General features: G+C 34.6%; 18 protein-coding genes. 9 read left to right on the top strand and 9 right to left on the bottom strand.

All coding sequences use genetic code 11. The features are described from left to right. The 6 genes from F555_RS0103490 to F555_RS0103515 form a co-directional block, all read left to right on the top strand. A partial coding sequence (locus F555_RS0103490) for a formylmethanofuran dehydrogenase subunit B (RefSeq protein WP_018153832.1) occupies nucleotides 1–1,127 on the top strand: 1,127 nt, incomplete at its 5' end. 481 nt (nucleotides 1,128–1,608) lie between these two features. Beyond that, complete coding sequence (locus F555_RS09645) at nucleotides 1,609–1,740, top strand: hypothetical protein (protein WP_018153833.1); 132 nt, start codon at nucleotides 1,609–1,611, stop codon at nucleotides 1,738–1,740. A gap of 94 nt (nucleotides 1,741–1,834) precedes the next feature. Beyond that, nucleotides 1,835–2,647, top strand: a complete 813-nt coding sequence (larB, locus tag F555_RS0103500) for a nickel pincer cofactor biosynthesis protein LarB (RefSeq protein ID WP_018153834.1) — start codon at nucleotides 1,835–1,837, stop codon at nucleotides 2,645–2,647. Nucleotides 2,648–3,015: 368 nt separating this feature from the next. Beyond that, nucleotides 3,016–4,098, top strand: a complete 1,083-nt coding sequence (locus F555_RS0103505) for a substrate-binding domain-containing protein (RefSeq protein WP_018153835.1) — start codon at nucleotides 3,016–3,018, stop codon at nucleotides 4,096–4,098. A gap of 20 nt (nucleotides 4,099–4,118) precedes the next feature. Then, entirely contained in the window at nucleotides 4,119–4,823 is a 705-nt protein-coding gene (locus F555_RS0103510; protein ID WP_018153836.1) for an ABC transporter permease, read from the top strand. After that, nucleotides 4,823–5,545 carry an ABC transporter ATP-binding protein gene (locus tag F555_RS0103515; RefSeq protein ID WP_018153837.1) on the top strand — a complete coding sequence of 241 codons (723 nt, stop codon included), beginning with the start codon at nucleotides 4,823–4,825 and terminating at the stop codon, nucleotides 5,543–5,545. The genes F555_RS0103510 and F555_RS0103515 overlap by 1 nt, the downstream gene beginning before the upstream one ends. Here F555_RS0103515 and F555_RS0103520 read toward each other — a convergent pair. The 9 genes from F555_RS0103520 to ppcA all read right to left on the bottom strand — a co-directional run bounded on the left by F555_RS0103520 (nucleotide 5,542) and on the right by ppcA (nucleotide 13,384). Beyond that, nucleotides 5,542–5,976: a hypothetical protein gene (locus tag F555_RS0103520; RefSeq protein ID WP_018153838.1), complete on the bottom strand. Its 435-nt coding sequence runs from the start codon at nucleotides 5,974–5,976 to the stop codon at nucleotides 5,542–5,544. The genes F555_RS0103515 and F555_RS0103520 overlap by 4 nt on opposite strands. Nucleotides 5,977–6,034: 58 nt before the next feature. Continuing rightward, nucleotides 6,035–6,313 carry a 4Fe-4S binding protein gene (locus F555_RS0103525; RefSeq protein ID WP_018153839.1) on the bottom strand — a complete coding sequence of 93 codons (279 nt, stop codon included), beginning with the start codon at nucleotides 6,311–6,313 and terminating at the stop codon, nucleotides 6,035–6,037. A gap of 9 nt (nucleotides 6,314–6,322) precedes the next feature. Beyond that, nucleotides 6,323–7,384, bottom strand: coding sequence for a tungsten-dependent formylmethanofuran dehydrogenase subunit FwdF (fwdF, locus tag F555_RS0103530; protein ID WP_018153840.1), 1,062 nt, complete (start codon nucleotides 7,382–7,384; stop codon nucleotides 6,323–6,325). A 26-nt stretch (nucleotides 7,385–7,410) separates the two neighbouring features. Further along, nucleotides 7,411–8,298 (bottom strand): formylmethanofuran dehydrogenase subunit C, encoded by an 888-nt coding sequence (locus F555_RS0103535; RefSeq protein WP_040682779.1) that lies wholly within the window; start codon nucleotides 8,296–8,298, stop codon nucleotides 7,411–7,413. Between the two features lie 34 nt (nucleotides 8,299–8,332). After that, nucleotides 8,333–10,072, bottom strand: coding sequence for a formylmethanofuran dehydrogenase subunit A (locus F555_RS0103540; RefSeq protein WP_018153842.1), 1,740 nt, complete (start codon nucleotides 10,070–10,072; stop codon nucleotides 8,333–8,335). Nucleotides 10,073–10,080: 8 nt separating this feature from the next. Then, complete coding sequence (locus F555_RS0103545; RefSeq protein WP_018153843.1) at nucleotides 10,081–10,359, bottom strand: hypothetical protein; 279 nt, start codon at nucleotides 10,357–10,359, stop codon at nucleotides 10,081–10,083. Nucleotides 10,360–10,432: 73 nt separating this feature from the next. Then, nucleotides 10,433–11,068, bottom strand: coding sequence for a thiamine phosphate synthase (gene thiE, locus F555_RS0103550; RefSeq protein WP_018153844.1), 636 nt, complete (start codon nucleotides 11,066–11,068; stop codon nucleotides 10,433–10,435). Then, nucleotides 11,058–11,858 (bottom strand): hydroxyethylthiazole kinase, encoded by an 801-nt coding sequence (thiM, locus tag F555_RS0103555; protein WP_018153845.1) that lies wholly within the window; start codon nucleotides 11,856–11,858, stop codon nucleotides 11,058–11,060. The genes thiE and thiM overlap by 11 nt, the downstream gene beginning before the upstream one ends. An 11-nt stretch (nucleotides 11,859–11,869) precedes the next feature. Continuing rightward, a complete protein-coding gene (gene ppcA / locus F555_RS0103560; RefSeq protein WP_018153846.1) occupies nucleotides 11,870–13,384 on the bottom strand; it encodes a phosphoenolpyruvate carboxylase in 1,515 nt (504 codons plus the stop codon). Nucleotides 13,385–13,807: 423 nt separating this feature from the next. Here ppcA and F555_RS0103565 point away from each other — a divergent pair, with 423 nt between their 5' ends. From F555_RS0103565 to F555_RS0103575, 3 genes are all read left to right on the top strand, one after another. Then, entirely contained in the window at nucleotides 13,808–15,649 is a 1,842-nt protein-coding gene (locus F555_RS0103565) for a YgiQ family radical SAM protein (RefSeq protein ID WP_018153847.1), read from the top strand. A gap of 146 nt (nucleotides 15,650–15,795) precedes the next feature. Next, nucleotides 15,796–16,566 (top strand): oxygen-binding di-iron domain-containing protein, encoded by a 771-nt coding sequence (locus tag F555_RS0103570; protein WP_018153848.1) that lies wholly within the window; start codon nucleotides 15,796–15,798, stop codon nucleotides 16,564–16,566. A 4-nt stretch (nucleotides 16,567–16,570) separates the two neighbouring features. Then, the gene (locus tag F555_RS0103575) at nucleotides 16,571–17,326 is read left to right on the top strand and encodes a methyl-accepting chemotaxis protein (protein WP_018153849.1); all 756 of its coding nucleotides are present in this window, start codon (nucleotides 16,571–16,573) and stop codon (nucleotides 17,324–17,326) included. Nucleotides 17,327–17,363: the final 37 nt, after the last annotated feature.

The raw sequence follows: 17,363 nt of genomic DNA on the forward strand, positions 1-17,363 counted from the left end.
ATAAGGGAGAATTAAAAAAGGTAGATATCGATACTGCAATAGAAGAATCTGCAAGGATACTTGCAGAGGCAAGCTGGCCACTGCTTTATGGGTGGAGTGCCACACTATGCGAAACCCAGCAAAAAGGCATCGAGTTAGCAGAACTTGTTGGAGGGGTATTTGACAACACTGCAACAGTGTGTCATGCACCTTCGATTTTAGCAGTTCAGAATAGAGGATATCCAGTTTGTACATTAGATGAAACAAAAAACTATGCTGATTTAATAATATATTGGGGATGCAATCCAATGCATGCCCATCCAAGGCATGCAAGTAGGTATTCCATATATGCCAGAGGATTTTTTAGAGAAAGAGGAAAACGGGATAGAACAATAGTTGTTGTGGACCCGAGAAAAACCGACACTGCAAAAATGGCAGACATCCATATACAACCATATCCTGGGACAGATTACCTTATTGTAAGTGCTTTAAGAATGATACTAAATGGTGTAGAACCACAACAGGACGTAATTGCAGGAGTTCCAAAAGAAACTCTTTATGAAGTATTTGACGCCATAGGAAGGCACCAGTTCGCCATGCTTTTCTTTGGCATGGGGCTTACGATGACCAAGGGTAAAAATAGAAATATCGACCCTGCAATAACTTTGATATCTGATTTAAATAAGCATTTGAAGGCAGTTCTTCAGCCTATGAGGGGACACTACAATGTTGCAGGATTTAACATTGTGGCAGCATATGAAACCGGATATCCATTTTGCGTGGATTTCTCAAAAGGATATCCAAGATACAATCCCGGGGAAACTTCTGCAATAGATATGCTTATAAAAGAACATGCAGATGCAATGCTTGTTTGTGGTGCTGACCCAGGACATTCATTCCCAAATAAAGCACTTGAACATGTGGCAAACATACCCGTTATCAACATAAATCCTGCAATTACTCCAACTGACCCACTATCTGATATAATAATACCATGTGCGTTTAGTGGCGTGGAAGCTGAGGGAACATGTTATAGAATGGATTGTGTAGCAATAAGGGTGAAAAAGATTTTAGACCCTCCTGAAGGTATTTTAACAGACAAGGAGATACTTGAGAGAATGATTAAGAATATTAAGAAAATGATATAACTGAATATGTAACTGGATATCCTCTAGAAATATACGTAAATATGCGTAAATTATGCAAGTGTGGTAAAGAGGAACCCTTTAAGGGACTCTCTACCTATTTTACCACATATTTTCTAAAGCATACATTTAATATGAATATTATTACTTTTCTTTTTTATTTATGTATATAGTATGAAAAAACCATATACAATAATATCATTTATCATTATTAATAATGACAAATAAGGGGTATGATGAATCTTTGAAAAACATCTAACGAAAAATAATCCATGCATATTCTAATACATAAATGGAGGGCGGGAATATGGGATTAAAAAAACAAAAAAATTCCACAATACAGTAAAACAGACCATAATGTTGGTAGTATATGGTAATCTAACATCGGTCTTTGTATGTATGATGTACACCACATATATAATTTCTCAAATATTGTGATATATTTTAGCTACAATGTATCGATATTTTCATACTGGAGGATACTATGATAACATATGATGAAAAAATATCATTACCGCAGAATAATCACGAATATTCAAAAAACGCCACTACTAAGGCAATAAATATATCAAAAAATTCCACAATAATAGTTACAACATATGTTGGCAATGATTAAATTCTTAAATATGTAAAAGAAGGGATGCGTAAAAGTCTTTGATTTTAAGAGAATAAAATATCGGCAACTACTCAAATTTAAAAAGGGACGTATTATGAAAGGATCAATGGAGATAAAGAAAATATTAAATGATTTAATAAATTGTAATATAACAATTGATGAAGCTGAAACTCTTCTAAAAATACACCAAATTGAAAAAATTGAAAGGAAGATAAAAATAGATATTAATAGGGAGTTAAGGACAGGTATTCCAGAGGTTGTTTATGCCAGAAATAAAGACTTTGAGGATATAATTTTAACGTTAAAGGAGATTGTAGAAAAAAATGGCATAGGGTTTGCCACAAAATTAAAACATAGAGATATTTTAAAACTAAAAGAAGAGAAAAATGATATAATAAAAACATATGATCTTTATAATTTTGAAATAATACTAAATGAAAAGGCAAAAGCAGTAGTTTTTAAAAGAAAAGATTTTAAAAATGTTATTTATGGGAAAATAGGTATTTTGGCAGCTGGAACAAGTGATATAAACATTGCAGAGGAGGCAAAAATCACAGCAGAGGTAATGGGATGTGAGGTTATTTACTCATATGATGTAGGGGTTGCAGGAATACACAGGTTGTTTGATCCCCTAAAAAACATGATTGAAAATAAAGTATCCTGCATTATTGTGATTGCTGGAATGGAGGGGGCATTACCATCTGTGGTGGCAGGTTTAGTAGATATTCCAGTAATAGGTGTTCCAGTATCCGTAGGGTACGGAGTAGGGGAAGGGGGAAAAGCAGCCCTATACTCTATGCTTAACTCCTGTGCTCCCGGGCTGAGTGTTGTAAATATAAACAATGGGTTTGGTGCAGCATGTTTTGCTACTTTAATAGTGAAACAGATTTATAAATCAAAAAAATAAAATTACAGTGCTTCTACGGAGTACCTTTAAATCAAAAATTTAGGTGATGTATTGTAAACATTATTAGTTACTTTTATGGCAAAATAACCGGCCGATATGATGAAAGATGGCATAGGTATGTTATATTGGAACAAAATGCATTGGGGAAAATATCTATTTACAGGCTACTGCCTTAAATTTGGGGGCTGTTTTAGTTTAGGCGTTTCGAGACGAAGATGTTGCAGGAATACTGTGAATAAAATGGTTTGTATGGTCCTATCCCCAAGGATCTAGAATAAATTGTAGTAATTTATCATACTTAACAAAAATTATATATAGCATGCATATGTAATTTCCTTTAGTGTACAGCATACACAGAGAGGGATATAATGAAAAAGCTCGTCATATGTATGGTATCACTGCTATTTATCGGTATGATGGCAGGATGTGTAGATTCAGGTACATCTGCAGGTACGGTCGATGAATCAGGTAAAATAAATACTAATGTCAATACTAATACTAATGTCAATACACAATCAGAAAAGCCAAGTGTATTAACACTGTCTATTACAACAAGTGTTTATGCTACGGGGTTGGCAGAAGCGATTTCTGAAAAATTCAAAGAAAAATTTAACACTGAAGTTAGGTTCATTCCAAAGGGAACCGGTGGAGCAATATTGGATGCTAAAAGTGGAGCATCTGATGCTATAATTGTTCATGCAGTAGGTTCAGAAGAAAAATTCATGAATGAAGGATATGGAGTAAATAGAAAGGTATTTGCGTACAATTTCTTCATAATTGTAGGTCCAGAAAATGACCCTGCGGGTATAAAAGGGTTAGAACCTCAAAAAGCATTACAAAAAATAGTTGAAGCAGGAAGGGCAGGAAAGGCAATATGGGTTACAAGAGATGACAACTCAGGAACTAACAAAAAAGAGATTAAATTATGGGCCGCTGCAGGTTATGACTACGAAGAACTTAAAAAAGAAGGATGGATGAGAAGCACAGGTCAAGGTATGGGTGACACCTTAAAATATACTACCTCAGAGGACGTGAGGGGTTATACCCTTAGTGATACTGGAACATATTTAAAATACAAAAAAGAAGGATTAATAGATCTTGAAAAATTGGTTGATAAGGGAGAGGAATTAACAAATGTTTATGCCATAATATTGATTAATCCAGAAAAAATAGAAGGTAAGGATTTCGAAAGAGCTTCAAAATTAGCAGAATGGCTCGTATCTGATGAAGGACAGGAATTTATCGGAAATTATGGTAAAGACGAATTTGGAGTATCTTTATTTAGTCCAGCAGTTCCAGTTCTCACCAATAAAGAAGCACCAATATACCAGTGGATTGCAAAGTATGGATTTATAAAAGAAGGTAATAAATATACCGAATGTCCAACAAAATTCAGATACAATACAAACTGGAATTTCTTTGAATTTGATTCAGCTGAAATAACGGGCTAATAAGTCAAAGGTGTAACGTAATGTTCGAGTACTTAATAAAAGGATTCATGGATGCGCTAGTGCTTATACAAGACGATTACGTCTTGGAAATAGCATGGAGATCCATAAAAATCTCAGGTAGTGCCACTTTATTATCTATATCGTGGTCACTACCCATTTCTATTTTTATTGCGTTTAAGAAATTTAAAGGAAGATTTTTTATAAAAAATTTTATAAATTCGTTTATGGGAATTCCTACTGTGATATGGGGGCTTATGCTCTATCTTCTTTTTGTGCCGAAGGGACCATTGGGCTTTCTCGATTTGCTGTATTTTGAAAGTGGAATAAGTATAGGGCAGGCCCTTCTTATTACTCCAATAGTTATGAGCATAATTATTGACTCTTTTGAATCTGTTGAGAAAAATATTAAAGAGTTATGTCTGACACTTGGTGCAAGTGAGATTCAAACTACCATTCAAATTATTAAAGAAATCTGGGGATGGATTATACTAGCGACCATTACAGGATTCAATAGGGCAATATCTGAATTAGGTATAGCTTTGATGATAGGTGGAAATATATACGTAAGTGGAGGGTATTACAACACAAGAGTTTTGACAACTGCAATACAGATGCACACTGTTAGGGCAGATATTAGCACTGCAATAGCCCTTGGAATAATTTTAATGAGCATAATTATTATCGTTAATTTGATATCCAATTTAATAAGAAGAAAGTGGTATTAATGGGAGAATATATTGAGTTAAGGAATATCACAAAAAGATACGGCAAAAGAAGAGTTCTCGATGATATTAATTTAAACATTAAAAAAGGAGAAATCTTTTGTATAATGGGACACAGTGGTGCAGGAAAAACCACCTTACTTAAAATCTTGGCACTTATTAATAAACCCGATTCTGGAAAGTGCCTCATAGATGGTAAAGAGGTTAAATGGGATATGGAATTTAGAAGAAGAATTACTATGGTATTTCAAAATCCCGTCATGTTTAATTCAACAGTCTATAATAACATAGCATACGGACTTAAAGTTAGAAAGTACCCCAAGGAAGAGATTAAAAAAAGAGTGGAGGATGTTCTAGAACATATAGGTTTATTGAGTTATAAAGATAGAAGGGCAAAATCACTCTCAGGAGGGGAAAAACAACGGGTGGCACTGGCAAGAGCTCTGGTTATTGAACCTGAAGTTTTATTAATGGATGAACCTACTGCAAACTTGGATCCCAGCAACTCCATATTAATTGAAAATATTGTAAAAGACACTGTCAAAAAATATAATACTACAATTGTTTTGGCAACTCACAACCTCTTTCAGGTGAAACGATTATCGGATAGCACAGCTCATATGTATAACGGGAAAATCATCGAAGTTGGAGATACTAAAAAAATATTTTCTAATCCAAAACATGAATTAACGAAAAAATTTATAAATGGGGAAATGTTCTACTAATGCTTTTTAAATGTCCAAACTGTTTTATTGTTTTCTTCATTATATTCTACTTTTTGAAATTCCACCTTATAACCATATAAATTGCTAATTAAATACATGTAGATAATACAGGGTGCTAGCGTTATTGGAATGTTTTCCTTATTTAATTGGATTATACTTTCCCTCAATACTGGATTTATAACATCTAAAACAACAGTACTTCCATTTTCCTGAAATATTAAATCATCACTAAGACCCATTTCATTTATAAATGCTTTTTTTAATTCTTCTTCATTTAATTTTTCCTTATTTAATATATTTTGAGAATAGAGGTAATTAATTATATATTTTGATGCCAATCTCGATAAAGTTCTTGAATTATTCCCAATCATAGTATATAATGCTTTATTTGTAACATAAATCATGGCATTTAGTAACCTAACAGCTTTCATTTTATCTCCTGTTAATATAAAAATTAAAATTAAAAATTAAAATAATATTTATCCCACGTTATACCGAAGATGTGGATGGAGCTCCTAAATCTTGTGATTTATTAACGGTTATGGTAATGGCATTCACTGGGCAGGCTTCAACACAGGCGCCACATCCACCACATAACTCACTGTTTATAACACTAACTACGCCATTTACAACCTTAATAACTATTATACTTTCATCATCTGGTCCCTTTCCACCATATGTGTTCGGATCTCTTGCATTTACTGGGCATGCAACCACGCAATTTCCACATCCATGGCATTTTTCAGGATAAACTACTAGCCTATACATTCAACCACCTCAATTATCCGCCAATAATTTTTTAAATGCCTTTTGCCAGGCAGTTACTTTTATTGGAGTCATGTTTATATTTACTCTTCTGACTTTTATTGCATCAATTGGACATGCATGGGCACATGCCCCACATAAAACACATACTTCTGGATTTACGGCAATCTTTGGAACTTTTTGGGCAGGTTCATCCGGTTTTGGAAATACCAATGCATTACATGGACATATCTCAATACATGCACCGCAGGCATTACAGGCATCGTCATCGATAAGTAATTCCCCTTCAAATGGTTTTTCAACCTCAATGGCATCAGTAGGACAAATATTTTCACACCATCCGCATGTAACACATGATTCTTTGTCAATATTGGTTTCTCCTTTAATGGAACCATATAATTTTGGTTTTTCAATTCTTTTAGCCAACGGACATTTATAGCAAATGACTTCTATTGCATCATGAGGACAGCTTATTTCGCAAACTTTACAGTATACGCAGGTATTTGTATCCACTACAATATCTGCAAATGGTTTTAAATTTAAAGAATTAGTTTCATTTGGTATGAGCTCTATTGCATCAGCCGGACAATAGTCTGCACAGATACCGCACAATACACAGGTATCTTTGTCAATATTTATTTCTCCTAACACGAGATGTTTCCTTTCTGGAAGCTCCCGATCTACATTTATAGCTTCTTGTGGGCAGATGATTTCACACTGCTTACATAAAACACATGAGTTCTGATTTAAATTAATACCTCTAAGTATTTTGGGGTAGTGTGGAATTTCTTTTATGGATTTATCGTTAATTTGCAAAGATAGCGCCTCAAATGGACATGCACAAGCACACATGCCACACAATACACAAACTCCTCCATCAACATCCATCTTTGGAGCACATACATTATTTTTTGCTATTGCCCCCAGCGGTCCCATATTTATCGCATCAACAGGACATATATCCGAACAAATACCGCATCCGACACATTTATCCTCACTCCACGAAAGTTCCCTGCGATTAGTGCCGCCCCTAAATATTTTAAATCCTTTATCATAAACCTCCTTTGTTTGCATGTATACCACTCTCAATAGATTAATAGTTAGGGCATTAATTCATATATATCCGTATTGCTCACAGGTAATGGGTTATTCGGCAATAAATGCTCGTTATGTTCTGCTGACGCATATATTACTGTTTTTTTGTTTCCTCTACACGCCGTATCTCCTATGAATTTATAATATCTTCCTTCTATTGTGTCATCATTTATGGACGGATTGACTACTTCTCCATCATATAGGAAGGAAACATGCCCTATTTTTATCTTCCCTTTTATGACTATGATTCCTTTACCTTCTGCTTCGGCACCTACTCTTCCATCTGCATTTCCTTCAACGATTATTATTCCTTTATTTATGTGAATTCCACACAACAATCCAACATTGCCTTTGATTATAATTTTTCCTCCACTTAAGTACTCCCCTACTTCATCTCCTGCATTACCTTCAACAATAATAGTTCCACCTTTCATACCTCTCCAATCTCCCCTATAAGAAGAACCAAGGTAGTTTCCAGCATTTCCTTTTATTATCAATTCTCCTCCTTTCATCTGCTGACCGGCAAATGAGTCTGCATCACCATTGACCACTATTTTTCCTCCCTTCATAAGAGCTCCTACATACATCCCAACATTTCCATTTATGACAATTTCACCTGAGCTCATTTCCTTACCAATGTTTTTAACCCTGCTTAAATCCCCATTAATGATTATTTTAGTATTTTCTGGCGTATCTCCTACTTCACCTGAAATTTTAAAGAAATCTGAAAGAACTTTTTTCTTTTTACCATTGTAAACAGGTAAATTTTTAATATCCTCCAAGGTTTTTCCTGCAAATACGTCCGGGGATATACATTCTACGTCAAGAACATTTGGAGATTCTGTGAGCTCTAAAATGATTTCTTTTACATCTTTTTCAACATTTTCCTCCATAGGATGAATTATATTTTCAGCAGCAGTCGTCATTTTAATCACCCTTGTATCCTACTTTAATGGTTTTCCTATGTGGCACATATTCATAACCTGTCCAGTATGTGGATTTCTGCATTGCATAGTATTTTTTAAATTTCATTTCCAAATCATTGAGCATATCTTTGTATATTTCCTTATCACCAAATTCTGATTCTACAATGTAGGTTTTGCCCATATGTTCTGGATTAACAATTCGCCCCTCTTTTACAACTATTTCTCCACCTTTTATTGTATAATGGGTTTTCATAAAGGCTTTTTTTATGGTTTCAGGGTCATTTAATTTGTCTTTTTCAGGGTCTAGGTTATATATTGCTATATCTGCATCAGCACCAATTCCTAAATGTCCCTTTTCAGTTAGTCCCAAAACTTTTGCATTTGCGGCTCTTGTAATTGTTGCAATTTCGTATAATGTATATTCCCTATCTAAACTTTCAATTATGGCGTTTCTCCTTACAGATTTGTTAATTTTCGCTATTTTTTCATCCCTTGCTTTTTTAGACATGAGCCATGAAAAGACATCAGGGTATCTTATAAACGGACCCCCATTTGGATGGTCTGTTCCAAACAGCACCTTCCAAGGATCATCTATTAAAAGTGCTAATTCCAATCCTGCAGCCCATTGGATGGCATTTACTGGGTTTTTTCCGTTGTAAATAAATGGGGTCAAACCGCTACCACATTCAAGCCCCACATCATTATTGGCCCATTTTAAATTTGTGGTGGAATATAGATTATATTCCATAGGACCGTCCCCAGTCATTGTTGTGGTTTCATCAAGTGTAACAAATCCAACATCTATGGTAATATTTTTTGTTTTATTTATGTAATCTGCAATAGCATCTGCTTTTGAAGAAAAGTCTTTCCACGATTCTCCTCCATAGGAGTAGAACTGAACATGAGTGGCATGAACAACTTGTTCCCTCTCTGAAACTGTATTAACAGATACATCCAATGCGGCATCTGCGTTATCTATAAATGTGTCCCAGTTTCCAGGATGCCCCAAGTTATTGCCGTGTAAGTGTATAGAATGGGGGAGCTCTAACATTTCATTTATCTCTGCAAGTCCTTTTATTATCTCATTAGATGTTAGATTAAAATAAGGAACTGGGTCTCTACCACTGGTTATATTTTTTCCCCAGCTCCATGCTTCCACCCCTCCAGGATTCACAATCTTTATACCATATGCCTTTGTAGCATTTAAAAGCCAAGATACATAGGCGGCTGCTTTTTCTAACTCTCCATCGTGCAAATATTCCATTATCATCCAATTATTTCCCATTAAACATATACCGCCTTTATCAATTAGGGGAGTTCTTTCGAATTCTTCATGCAAGTGTTTTGCACCCATTGGAGCAAATGCAGGGTCAAAACATGTGGTGTACCCCATTTGGGCATATCTGTATCCGGTTGTCCATGTTGGCATTACCGAAAATCCTCCTCCCCCTCTTTTTACCATCATTACCCTATCTATATGTGGTATTTGTGCCATGGGGTCGGGATTTCTTCTTATATCCTCTGGTCTCAACATTCTACCAACACAGACTTTGGAGCCTGCTATATGTGTATGGTGATCAACACCCCCCGGCATAACGACTTTATTTTTAGCATCGATTTCTAATGCTTCTTTTGAAACATTATCTACGATTTTTCCATCTTTAACCATTATATCTTTAATTTCCCCGTCTATGCCATTTTTTGGGTCATAGACGTAGCCATTTTTTATTATTAATTCCATAATATCACCTAACAAACCGTTCTGTTTGTTGCAGGAAGTGCTATTTTTTCATGGCAGTTTGGACACTGTACTATTGCATTGAATGAATCAACATATTCTGTTAAAGATTTACAGTGCGGGCAGTACCAGATTCTTTTTCCAGTATTTTTACAAACCCCTGCTTCACAAACTATTGGTATCCCATTAAATGCAGTATTTTTTCGCATTTTGAAATTTTTTAATGATTTAATATAGAGCTCCAAAATATATTCATCAACACAATTCTCCCCACAATATGGACATTTCATAACACCACCTGTGTATATATTACACAGTGTATATATTACACATTATGGTATATAAAATTTATCAATTAAAATATTATATACGCGCATGTACATTAGAAAAATTTACCAATATTTTTTTAATGTCTTCAGTGGCCTCTTTCATATTTTGGGCTTTAAGTATTGCTGAAATAACAGATACTCCATCTACTCCAGTTTTCAGGACTTTTTCTACATTCCTATGGTTTATTCCACCAATTGCAACTATTGGAATATTAATATGTTCAGCTATTTTTCTCAACCCTTCTACACCTATAACCTTAACGTTATCTTTTGTTTTTGTTGGAAATATTGAACCAACACCAAGATAATCCGCTTCCTTTTCCAATTCTACGGCCTTTTCAAAACTATACGCCGATGCACCAATAATAAGATTGGGGGCAATTTCTTTGGCTAACGAGACTGGCATGTCATCTGATCCAAGATGAACTCCATCTGCATTTATGGTTAATGCCACATCAACCCTGTCATTTACAAAGAAAAGAGCATTATAATCTTCAGTTATTTTTCTAATGTTTTTTCCAACTTCCACCATTTCTTTAGTTGATGTATTTTTAATTCTCATCTGTATTGCAGTTGCCCCTCCCTCTAATGCTTCCTTTACAGTTTCTATTTCATCTCTTATCCTCCTATCTGTGATAACGTAAAGTTTAAGTCTTTTTCTAAGATTCAACCATTATCACCTTCATTTTTTCAGTTATTGTTTTTTCATTGATCCTATAAAGCCAATCATAAAGTTTTGTATGAAAACTTCCAGGATATTTAGACTCTTCATAGGCTTTTTCAGCAACAATACCAAATGTAGTTAATGCAGATACGGTGGCTTTTAAGGGTTTTTCAACTGATAAAAATGCTCCAATAATTGTAGTTACCATACATCCGGTTCCAGTAACCCTTCCAAGCATTTCATGACCGTTATATATTGCATAAGTATTATTTCCATCACTTACATGATCTATCGGTCCAGTAACCGCCACAACAGTGTCAAACTTCTCTGCAGCCTTACATACTAACTCTTCTGCTTTACTCACGTTATACCCTACCGAATCAACACCTCTCGTCTTTCCATATTCCCCTAGTAGGGCCGCTATTTCACCAAAGTTACCCCTAACAACATCAATATTTCCTGTTTCAATAAGATTAAGGGCGACTTCTGTTCTAAATTTGGTTGCTCCCGCCCCTACTGGGTCAAAAACTACAGGTTTGTTTAAATCATCTGCAATTTTTACTGCTTCTTTAACTGAAGAGATCCAATGTTCATCAAGTGTTCCAATATTGATTACAAGTGAATCTGCTATCATTAACATATCTTCAAGTTCCTCCATTGCATGGGCCATTACCGGTGAAGCCCCAAGTGTAAGTAGTGCATTTGCAGTTGTGTTCATAACTACGAAATTTGTGATGTTTTGAACTAAAGGTTTTTTTTCTCTAACTTCTTTTAAAGCATTTGGTATCCAATCCATATTTTCACCTATTATCCAAGTGATTTTCTAATTTCGGCCATTTTTTGCACGTAATAGTTTTTCTCTTCTTCACTAATATCCTTGTTTTGACTTGCAAGTATATCGGCAAGTGCCCAGTGTAATTCTTCAGTGTGGGTAGCATACCCATAATCAACATCAAGATACTCTTCAACAAGCTTTAAATCATGTTTTAATTCATCGGCTATTTTTTTATCGAAATAAGACGATAATGCAGGAATGCATACATAATGACTTGCAAATTCCAAATCTGATTTTAGAGATGGATAGTAATAAAGAATCTCCCCTTTTGTTTCTTCAAGGGCTTTTCCAGTTCCAATAAACTCCGGCGGTATACCCATAGTATATAATGCCCCGGTGAATTTTATGGCACGAGGTAGTGGTGGAAGTTTATCTACTTTAAGAGGCTCTAATTCTACCTTTATTTCATCACTGCATAAATTTCCAATTTCTTCGGGCTTTGGAACATCCCTTGCATAGCCAACAGGTGCTTTTCTTGAAAGCCTATCCCTCATATTTGGCAGCCAGTCGGAAACAGTATTTACTTTATCACATATTCTATAAAATATTCTTAGATAATGTTTGGTGGAAATGCCCACAAAATCTATGAGCTCTTGATAGTCATCATATTTTAATCTACCATTTTTTGGTAATTTTTCTTTTAGATATTTTGCAGTTTTACGGGTTTTTTCAGGACCATGGTCATATCTTAGGGCAGATTGTATAGATACGGTCCTTATACCTTTATACTCATTCACAAAATTAGATATATTTTCATAGGTTACATGGCCCCTAAATGGCAATGAACCAGCTCCAATTATGGGATATACGTCTAAGCCCACTTCATCAGACCAGTCATACACTTCTGATATTGCACATTTAACAGAAAGTACTGCAGGTAAAAATCCATAGGATAATGCAGGGTCGCTTCTACCGAAAAATACTCTCATGTAGGGAATGTCGATATTATAACTCTGACATTTCTCATAATATTCTTTTAAAATTTTTGAAGCGTTTAGTAATTCTGGAACTTCTTCTATCAAAGGGATTAGATGTATGTCATCTGCTTTTTTCCCCATTCTGTTATTGCACAGGTTTAATAGAGATAATATCCATCTTTTTGTTCCAACTAATTCATCCGCACTTTTTGTCATCGGATGAACTACTTCCAATATCCCTGCTTCTTCATTTACTTCTTTTGCCTTATAATCTGCTTCAATTGTGGACATTAATGCCATGAGCTGTCGGAATAATGTTTCTTCCGAGGATGATGGAATTCTTGGGGTAATTCTAACATCTTTTCCAGGAATTAAATCAGTTTCATGCAAGAGATTTAACGTTATCTGAACGGTTTGATGATAGGGAGTTAATTTTCCCTCATAGTCCACAAAATATTCATCACAGTCTAAATCCTTTAAACATTCTATAGCTTCCTCCGGTTCTTTTTGAACTGGAATATATCTTTTAGCATTATCTGGATGTTGGGTAGCCATTGCACAGGGTATCATATTTTCACCTCTATACATTGTGGAGTATCTACACATATATATAGTTTATCGTTTTTTATTATTCCGGTCATTTAAATATGTAAAAAATGTTTTTAGATGAACAATGATTAAAATAGCATATATCGATCCAGCAATGCCCGATAATACACAAATTATCTCAATAGATATTATTTCTAAGTTTATTGCTTTAATGTTAGTTTAATATTTCAAAAGACTTGCTATGAAAAGACGCTACGGAAAAAACCAACATTAAGTATTTGATTGGAGTTATCGTTGGAAGCGGGATAATTGGATGCCCTTTGATAAATTTATAAATTTTTAAGTTTATAATTGTGGGGTGTTTTTTAAGTTCTAAAACTGCATATATGCTAAATATAATATTATAACACCAATACAATAATAATACAAAACTAAAGTGATTTTATGTTTTTGCCAACGAATAAAGATGAGATGGATGAAAGAGGATGGGAAGAACTCGACGTAATTATAGTAAGTGGGGATGTGTATATAGACCATCCTTTGTTTGGAGCTCCTGTTGTTGGAAGGTACTTAGAGAAATTTGGATACAGAGTAGGGATAATATCCCAGCCAGACTGGAAAAACTTAGACGACATAAAAAAATTGGGGAGACCAAACTATTTTTTTGCAGTGAGCTCCGGTAACTTAGACAGCATGCTTGCCCACTACACGCCCCAGAAAAGACTTAGAGATTTTGATGCGACATCTCCTGAAGGAATAAGAAATAGGCCAGATAGGGCAACTATTGTTTATACAAATTTAATCAAGAGAGCATTTAAAGGTATTCCAGTGGCATTGGGCGGTATTGAAGCGTCTTTGAGGAGATTTGCCCACTACGATTATTGGCATAACAACGTGAGAAGAAGTATCCTAATGGATGCAAAGGCAGATATTCTTATGTACGGAATGGGCGAAAAAAGCATCCTGGAAATAACAAAAGCATTGGAAAGCGGAGAAAACATTAAAGATTTAGAAATCAATGGAACTGTTGTTAAATGCAGTAAAGACAAAGTAGATGACTTAAGGAAAGAATACGATTTTGTTGAGCTCCCAAGTTACGAGGAAGTCAAAGACAATAAAGTGAAGTATGCCGAGATGCATAAAAAACTAATAACTATGGATAAAATAACTGCCCAAAGACACGGGAATCAGTATGTTGTCCAATTTCCACCAAAATATTTAACTGAAAAGGAGATGGATGAAATATATTCCCTTCCATTTGAAAGAAAGGTTCATCCTTCTTATGATTGTCATATTCCTGCAATAGTTCCTGTTCAGTTTTCGGTTGTGACTCATAGGGGATGTTTTGGAGGATGCTCCTTTTGTTCAATACTTCATCATCAAGGGAAAGTTATCCAAAGTAGAAGTGAAAAATCAATACTGAATGAAATAAAAAACCTTCTAAATCATGAGGATTTTAAAGGAGTCATCCAAGATGTAGGAGCTCCAACTGCCAACATGTATAAAATGGGGTGTAAAAAAGGAATTGCCCATAAATGCCCAAAAAATTGCCTATATCCAGAGGTATGTCCCAACTTAATCATTAACCATAAACCATTGATTGATTTGATGTCCAAGATTAGGGATTTGGTGAGCGATAGGGACGTTAAAGTTTATGTGAGATCTGGAATTAGATACGATTTGACATTATACGATGAAGACTACGGTATGGAGTATCTAAAAGATATTTGTAAGTACAACGTATCAGGCAGGTTAAAGGTCGCACCTGAGCATGTTTCAAAAGATACATGTAAGGCGATCCAAAAACCAGGCGGAACTTTATTTAAAAAATTCCTTGATGCATACAGAAAATATGCTGAAGAATCGGAGCGAAGCGAAGAGTTACAAAACTCGAAGAGTTTTGTCCGAACTGGAGGAACTAAGGAAATAATTCCATACTGGTTAATTGCCCATCCTGGCTGTACAATAAAGGATATGATAGAGCTGGCGGAGTTTGTACATGAAAATAACTGCTATTCAAAACAGGTGCAGGTATTTACTCCAACGCCTATGACATTATCGACAACAATGTATCATACAGGGATAAATCCAATCGACATGAAAAAAGTTTATGTCCCTTATTCATACAGTGAAAAGAAAATCCAAAAGGCCATTTGTCTATATAGGGAGAAAGAGAACTGGAAAAAGGCTTTGGAAGGATTTAAAACGGTAGGATATAAAGGCACAATTTACAAATGGATAATGAAGAAAATGAAGAAAAAAACATCACGTGTTGGTTCTAATTAGCTAAACAATTAGTAATCAATAACATCCGAATACCACATTTCCCAAAGAAAAGGTATTTTAATATCAAGATTATTATGTATTCCCGTTAAATGAGATAATGTAATAGGTAATTAAAGAACTATCATACCTAAACTAGGAGGTAAAAAATGGGGATATATGGCATTGATTCTGACTTAGATCCAAAAAAAGACCATGTTCTTTATAAGGATGATGATCATGAAGTAATTTATCTTGGAACCAATATGTCAAATAGTGGAGATGTGGATGTTAATAGCTACCTAATAATAAATAAAAGGAAAGGATTTTTATTAGACCCTGGTGGATATAAAATATTTCCCAAAGTTCTTTCAAATATCTCTAAATATGTAAATCCCAGAAATGTTGAATATATTTACATGTGCCATCAGGACCCTGATGTAGCTGGGAGTATTCCACTTTGGAGGTCAATAACTAATGCTAAACTTGTAACCAGCTGGCTTTGGATAAGATTTTTACCCCATTTTGGATTTGATGATATAGATAGTGTGGCATTCCCATTACCTGATGAAGGAAAAACTTTGACCTTTGGTTCAACAACCTTGGAATTTATACCTGCACACTTCCTTCACAGTCCTGGTCATTTTACAATATATGACAAAAGAAGCAAGTTTTTATTTACTGGAGACATTGGAATAGCCACGTTAGAAGAACCATCACTGGTAATTGAGGATATGAACAAACACATTCAAGTAATGAAACCACTTCACGAACGATTAATGGCAAGTAATGCTGCATTAAGACATTGGGTTAAAAGGGTCCGTAGTTTAGATATAGAGGCAATCATACCACAGCATGGAGGAATAATTCCAAAAAAACATGTTGGTAAGTTTTTTAATTTTTTGAGTAATTTAAAGTGCGGTGTTGATTTGATAAGGTGATACCATGGAAAACAATATTATTATCGCATCAGATGTTCTTTCAGACGCAGTTCGGCTAGAGTCGGCAAATAAGGAAACATCAAAAATAATATACGAATTAGTAACTGAAATTAGCGAGCAGTTCTTAAAAAATAATGCCATGGTTGTTGAAGACGTTGAAAATCTCTCAAAGATCATAGATGAACTTGAAAAATTTAGGGACGATTTTTTGCCATTCTTTCAAAAGCTCGAAATATTTGCAAAGGAATTCAACAAACTTGTTGAAAATTTAGAATATATTTCTAAAATAAGCAATTCAATAAACAATGTTGCAAAACATACTAGTTTGATAGCGTTAAATGCATCAATTGAAGCTGCAAGGGCTGGAGAATCTGGAAAAGAATTTGCAGTTGTAGCCAACGAAATAAGGAAAATGGCCACTCAAACTATGAACCTTACAAAAGAAATCAAGAAATTTAATTCTGAAGTAATGAATGATCTTGACGTATTAAAAGAGATTTTAAATGTTATCGACAAAACAAAAGAAGGGACAAGAATGTTGGCAAAAGATATCGATGAAATCGTTAAAATAAATAATAGACTAGAAAAGGTCACAAATGACCAAGAGATATTTGTTCATGACATAAAAAGTTTAAGTGGAATCTCAATAGCATTGGAAAATCTTAATAAAATGCAAGAAAAATTTAACAAAGATTTAGGCAACCTTTTAATTCAACTATCTATTGAAGTTTCTGAAGCCAATAAAGTTGATTCCCATTAGATCACCATTAATGAATTCAATTTTAATTTAAGTACTT

The organism is Methanothermococcus thermolithotrophicus DSM 2095, assembly GCF_000376965.1.
Lineage (GTDB): Archaea > AGJL01 > Methanococci > Methanococcales > Methanococcaceae > Methanothermococcus > Methanothermococcus thermolithotrophicus.

What these genes read in the sequence shown, in the direction of transcription:
- F555_RS0103520 (WP_018153838.1), bottom strand. Translation starts at nt 5,976, where the DNA reads ATGAAAGCTGTTAGGTTACTAAATGCCATGATTTATGTTACAAATAAA.
- F555_RS0103570 (WP_018153848.1), top strand. Translation starts at nt 15,796, where the DNA reads ATGGGGATATATGGCATTGATTCTGACTTAGATCCAAAAAAAGACCAT.
- F555_RS0103535 (WP_040682779.1), bottom strand. Translation starts at nt 8,298, where the DNA reads ATGGAGGAAAATGTTGAAAAAGATGTAAAAGAAATCATTTTAGAGCTC.
- F555_RS0103575 (WP_018153849.1), top strand. Translation starts at nt 16,571, where the DNA reads ATGGAAAACAATATTATTATCGCATCAGATGTTCTTTCAGACGCAGTT.
- fwdF (WP_018153840.1), bottom strand. Translation starts at nt 7,384, where the DNA reads ATGCAAACAAAGGAGGTTTATGATAAAGGATTTAAAATATTTAGGGGC.
- F555_RS0103565 (WP_018153847.1), top strand. Translation starts at nt 13,808, where the DNA reads ATGTTTTTGCCAACGAATAAAGATGAGATGGATGAAAGAGGATGGGAA.
- F555_RS09645 (WP_018153833.1), top strand. Translation starts at nt 1,609, where the DNA reads ATGATAACATATGATGAAAAAATATCATTACCGCAGAATAATCACGAA.
- F555_RS0103515 (WP_018153837.1), top strand. Translation starts at nt 4,823, where the DNA reads ATGGGAGAATATATTGAGTTAAGGAATATCACAAAAAGATACGGCAAA.
- F555_RS0103510 (WP_018153836.1), top strand. Translation starts at nt 4,119, where the DNA reads ATGTTCGAGTACTTAATAAAAGGATTCATGGATGCGCTAGTGCTTATA.
- F555_RS0103540 (WP_018153842.1), bottom strand. Translation starts at nt 10,072, where the DNA reads ATGGAATTAATAATAAAAAATGGCTACGTCTATGACCCAAAAAATGGC.
- F555_RS0103525 (WP_018153839.1), bottom strand. Translation starts at nt 6,313, where the DNA reads ATGTATAGGCTAGTAGTTTATCCTGAAAAATGCCATGGATGTGGAAAT.
- ppcA (WP_018153846.1), bottom strand. Translation starts at nt 13,384, where the DNA reads ATGATACCCTGTGCAATGGCTACCCAACATCCAGATAATGCTAAAAGA.
- thiM (WP_018153845.1), bottom strand. Translation starts at nt 11,858, where the DNA reads ATGGATTGGATACCAAATGCTTTAAAAGAAGTTAGAGAAAAAAAACCT.
- F555_RS0103545 (WP_018153843.1), bottom strand. Translation starts at nt 10,359, where the DNA reads ATGAAATGTCCATATTGTGGGGAGAATTGTGTTGATGAATATATTTTG.
- F555_RS0103505 (WP_018153835.1), top strand. Translation starts at nt 3,016, where the DNA reads ATGAAAAAGCTCGTCATATGTATGGTATCACTGCTATTTATCGGTATG.
- larB (WP_018153834.1), top strand. Translation starts at nt 1,835, where the DNA reads ATGAAAGGATCAATGGAGATAAAGAAAATATTAAATGATTTAATAAAT.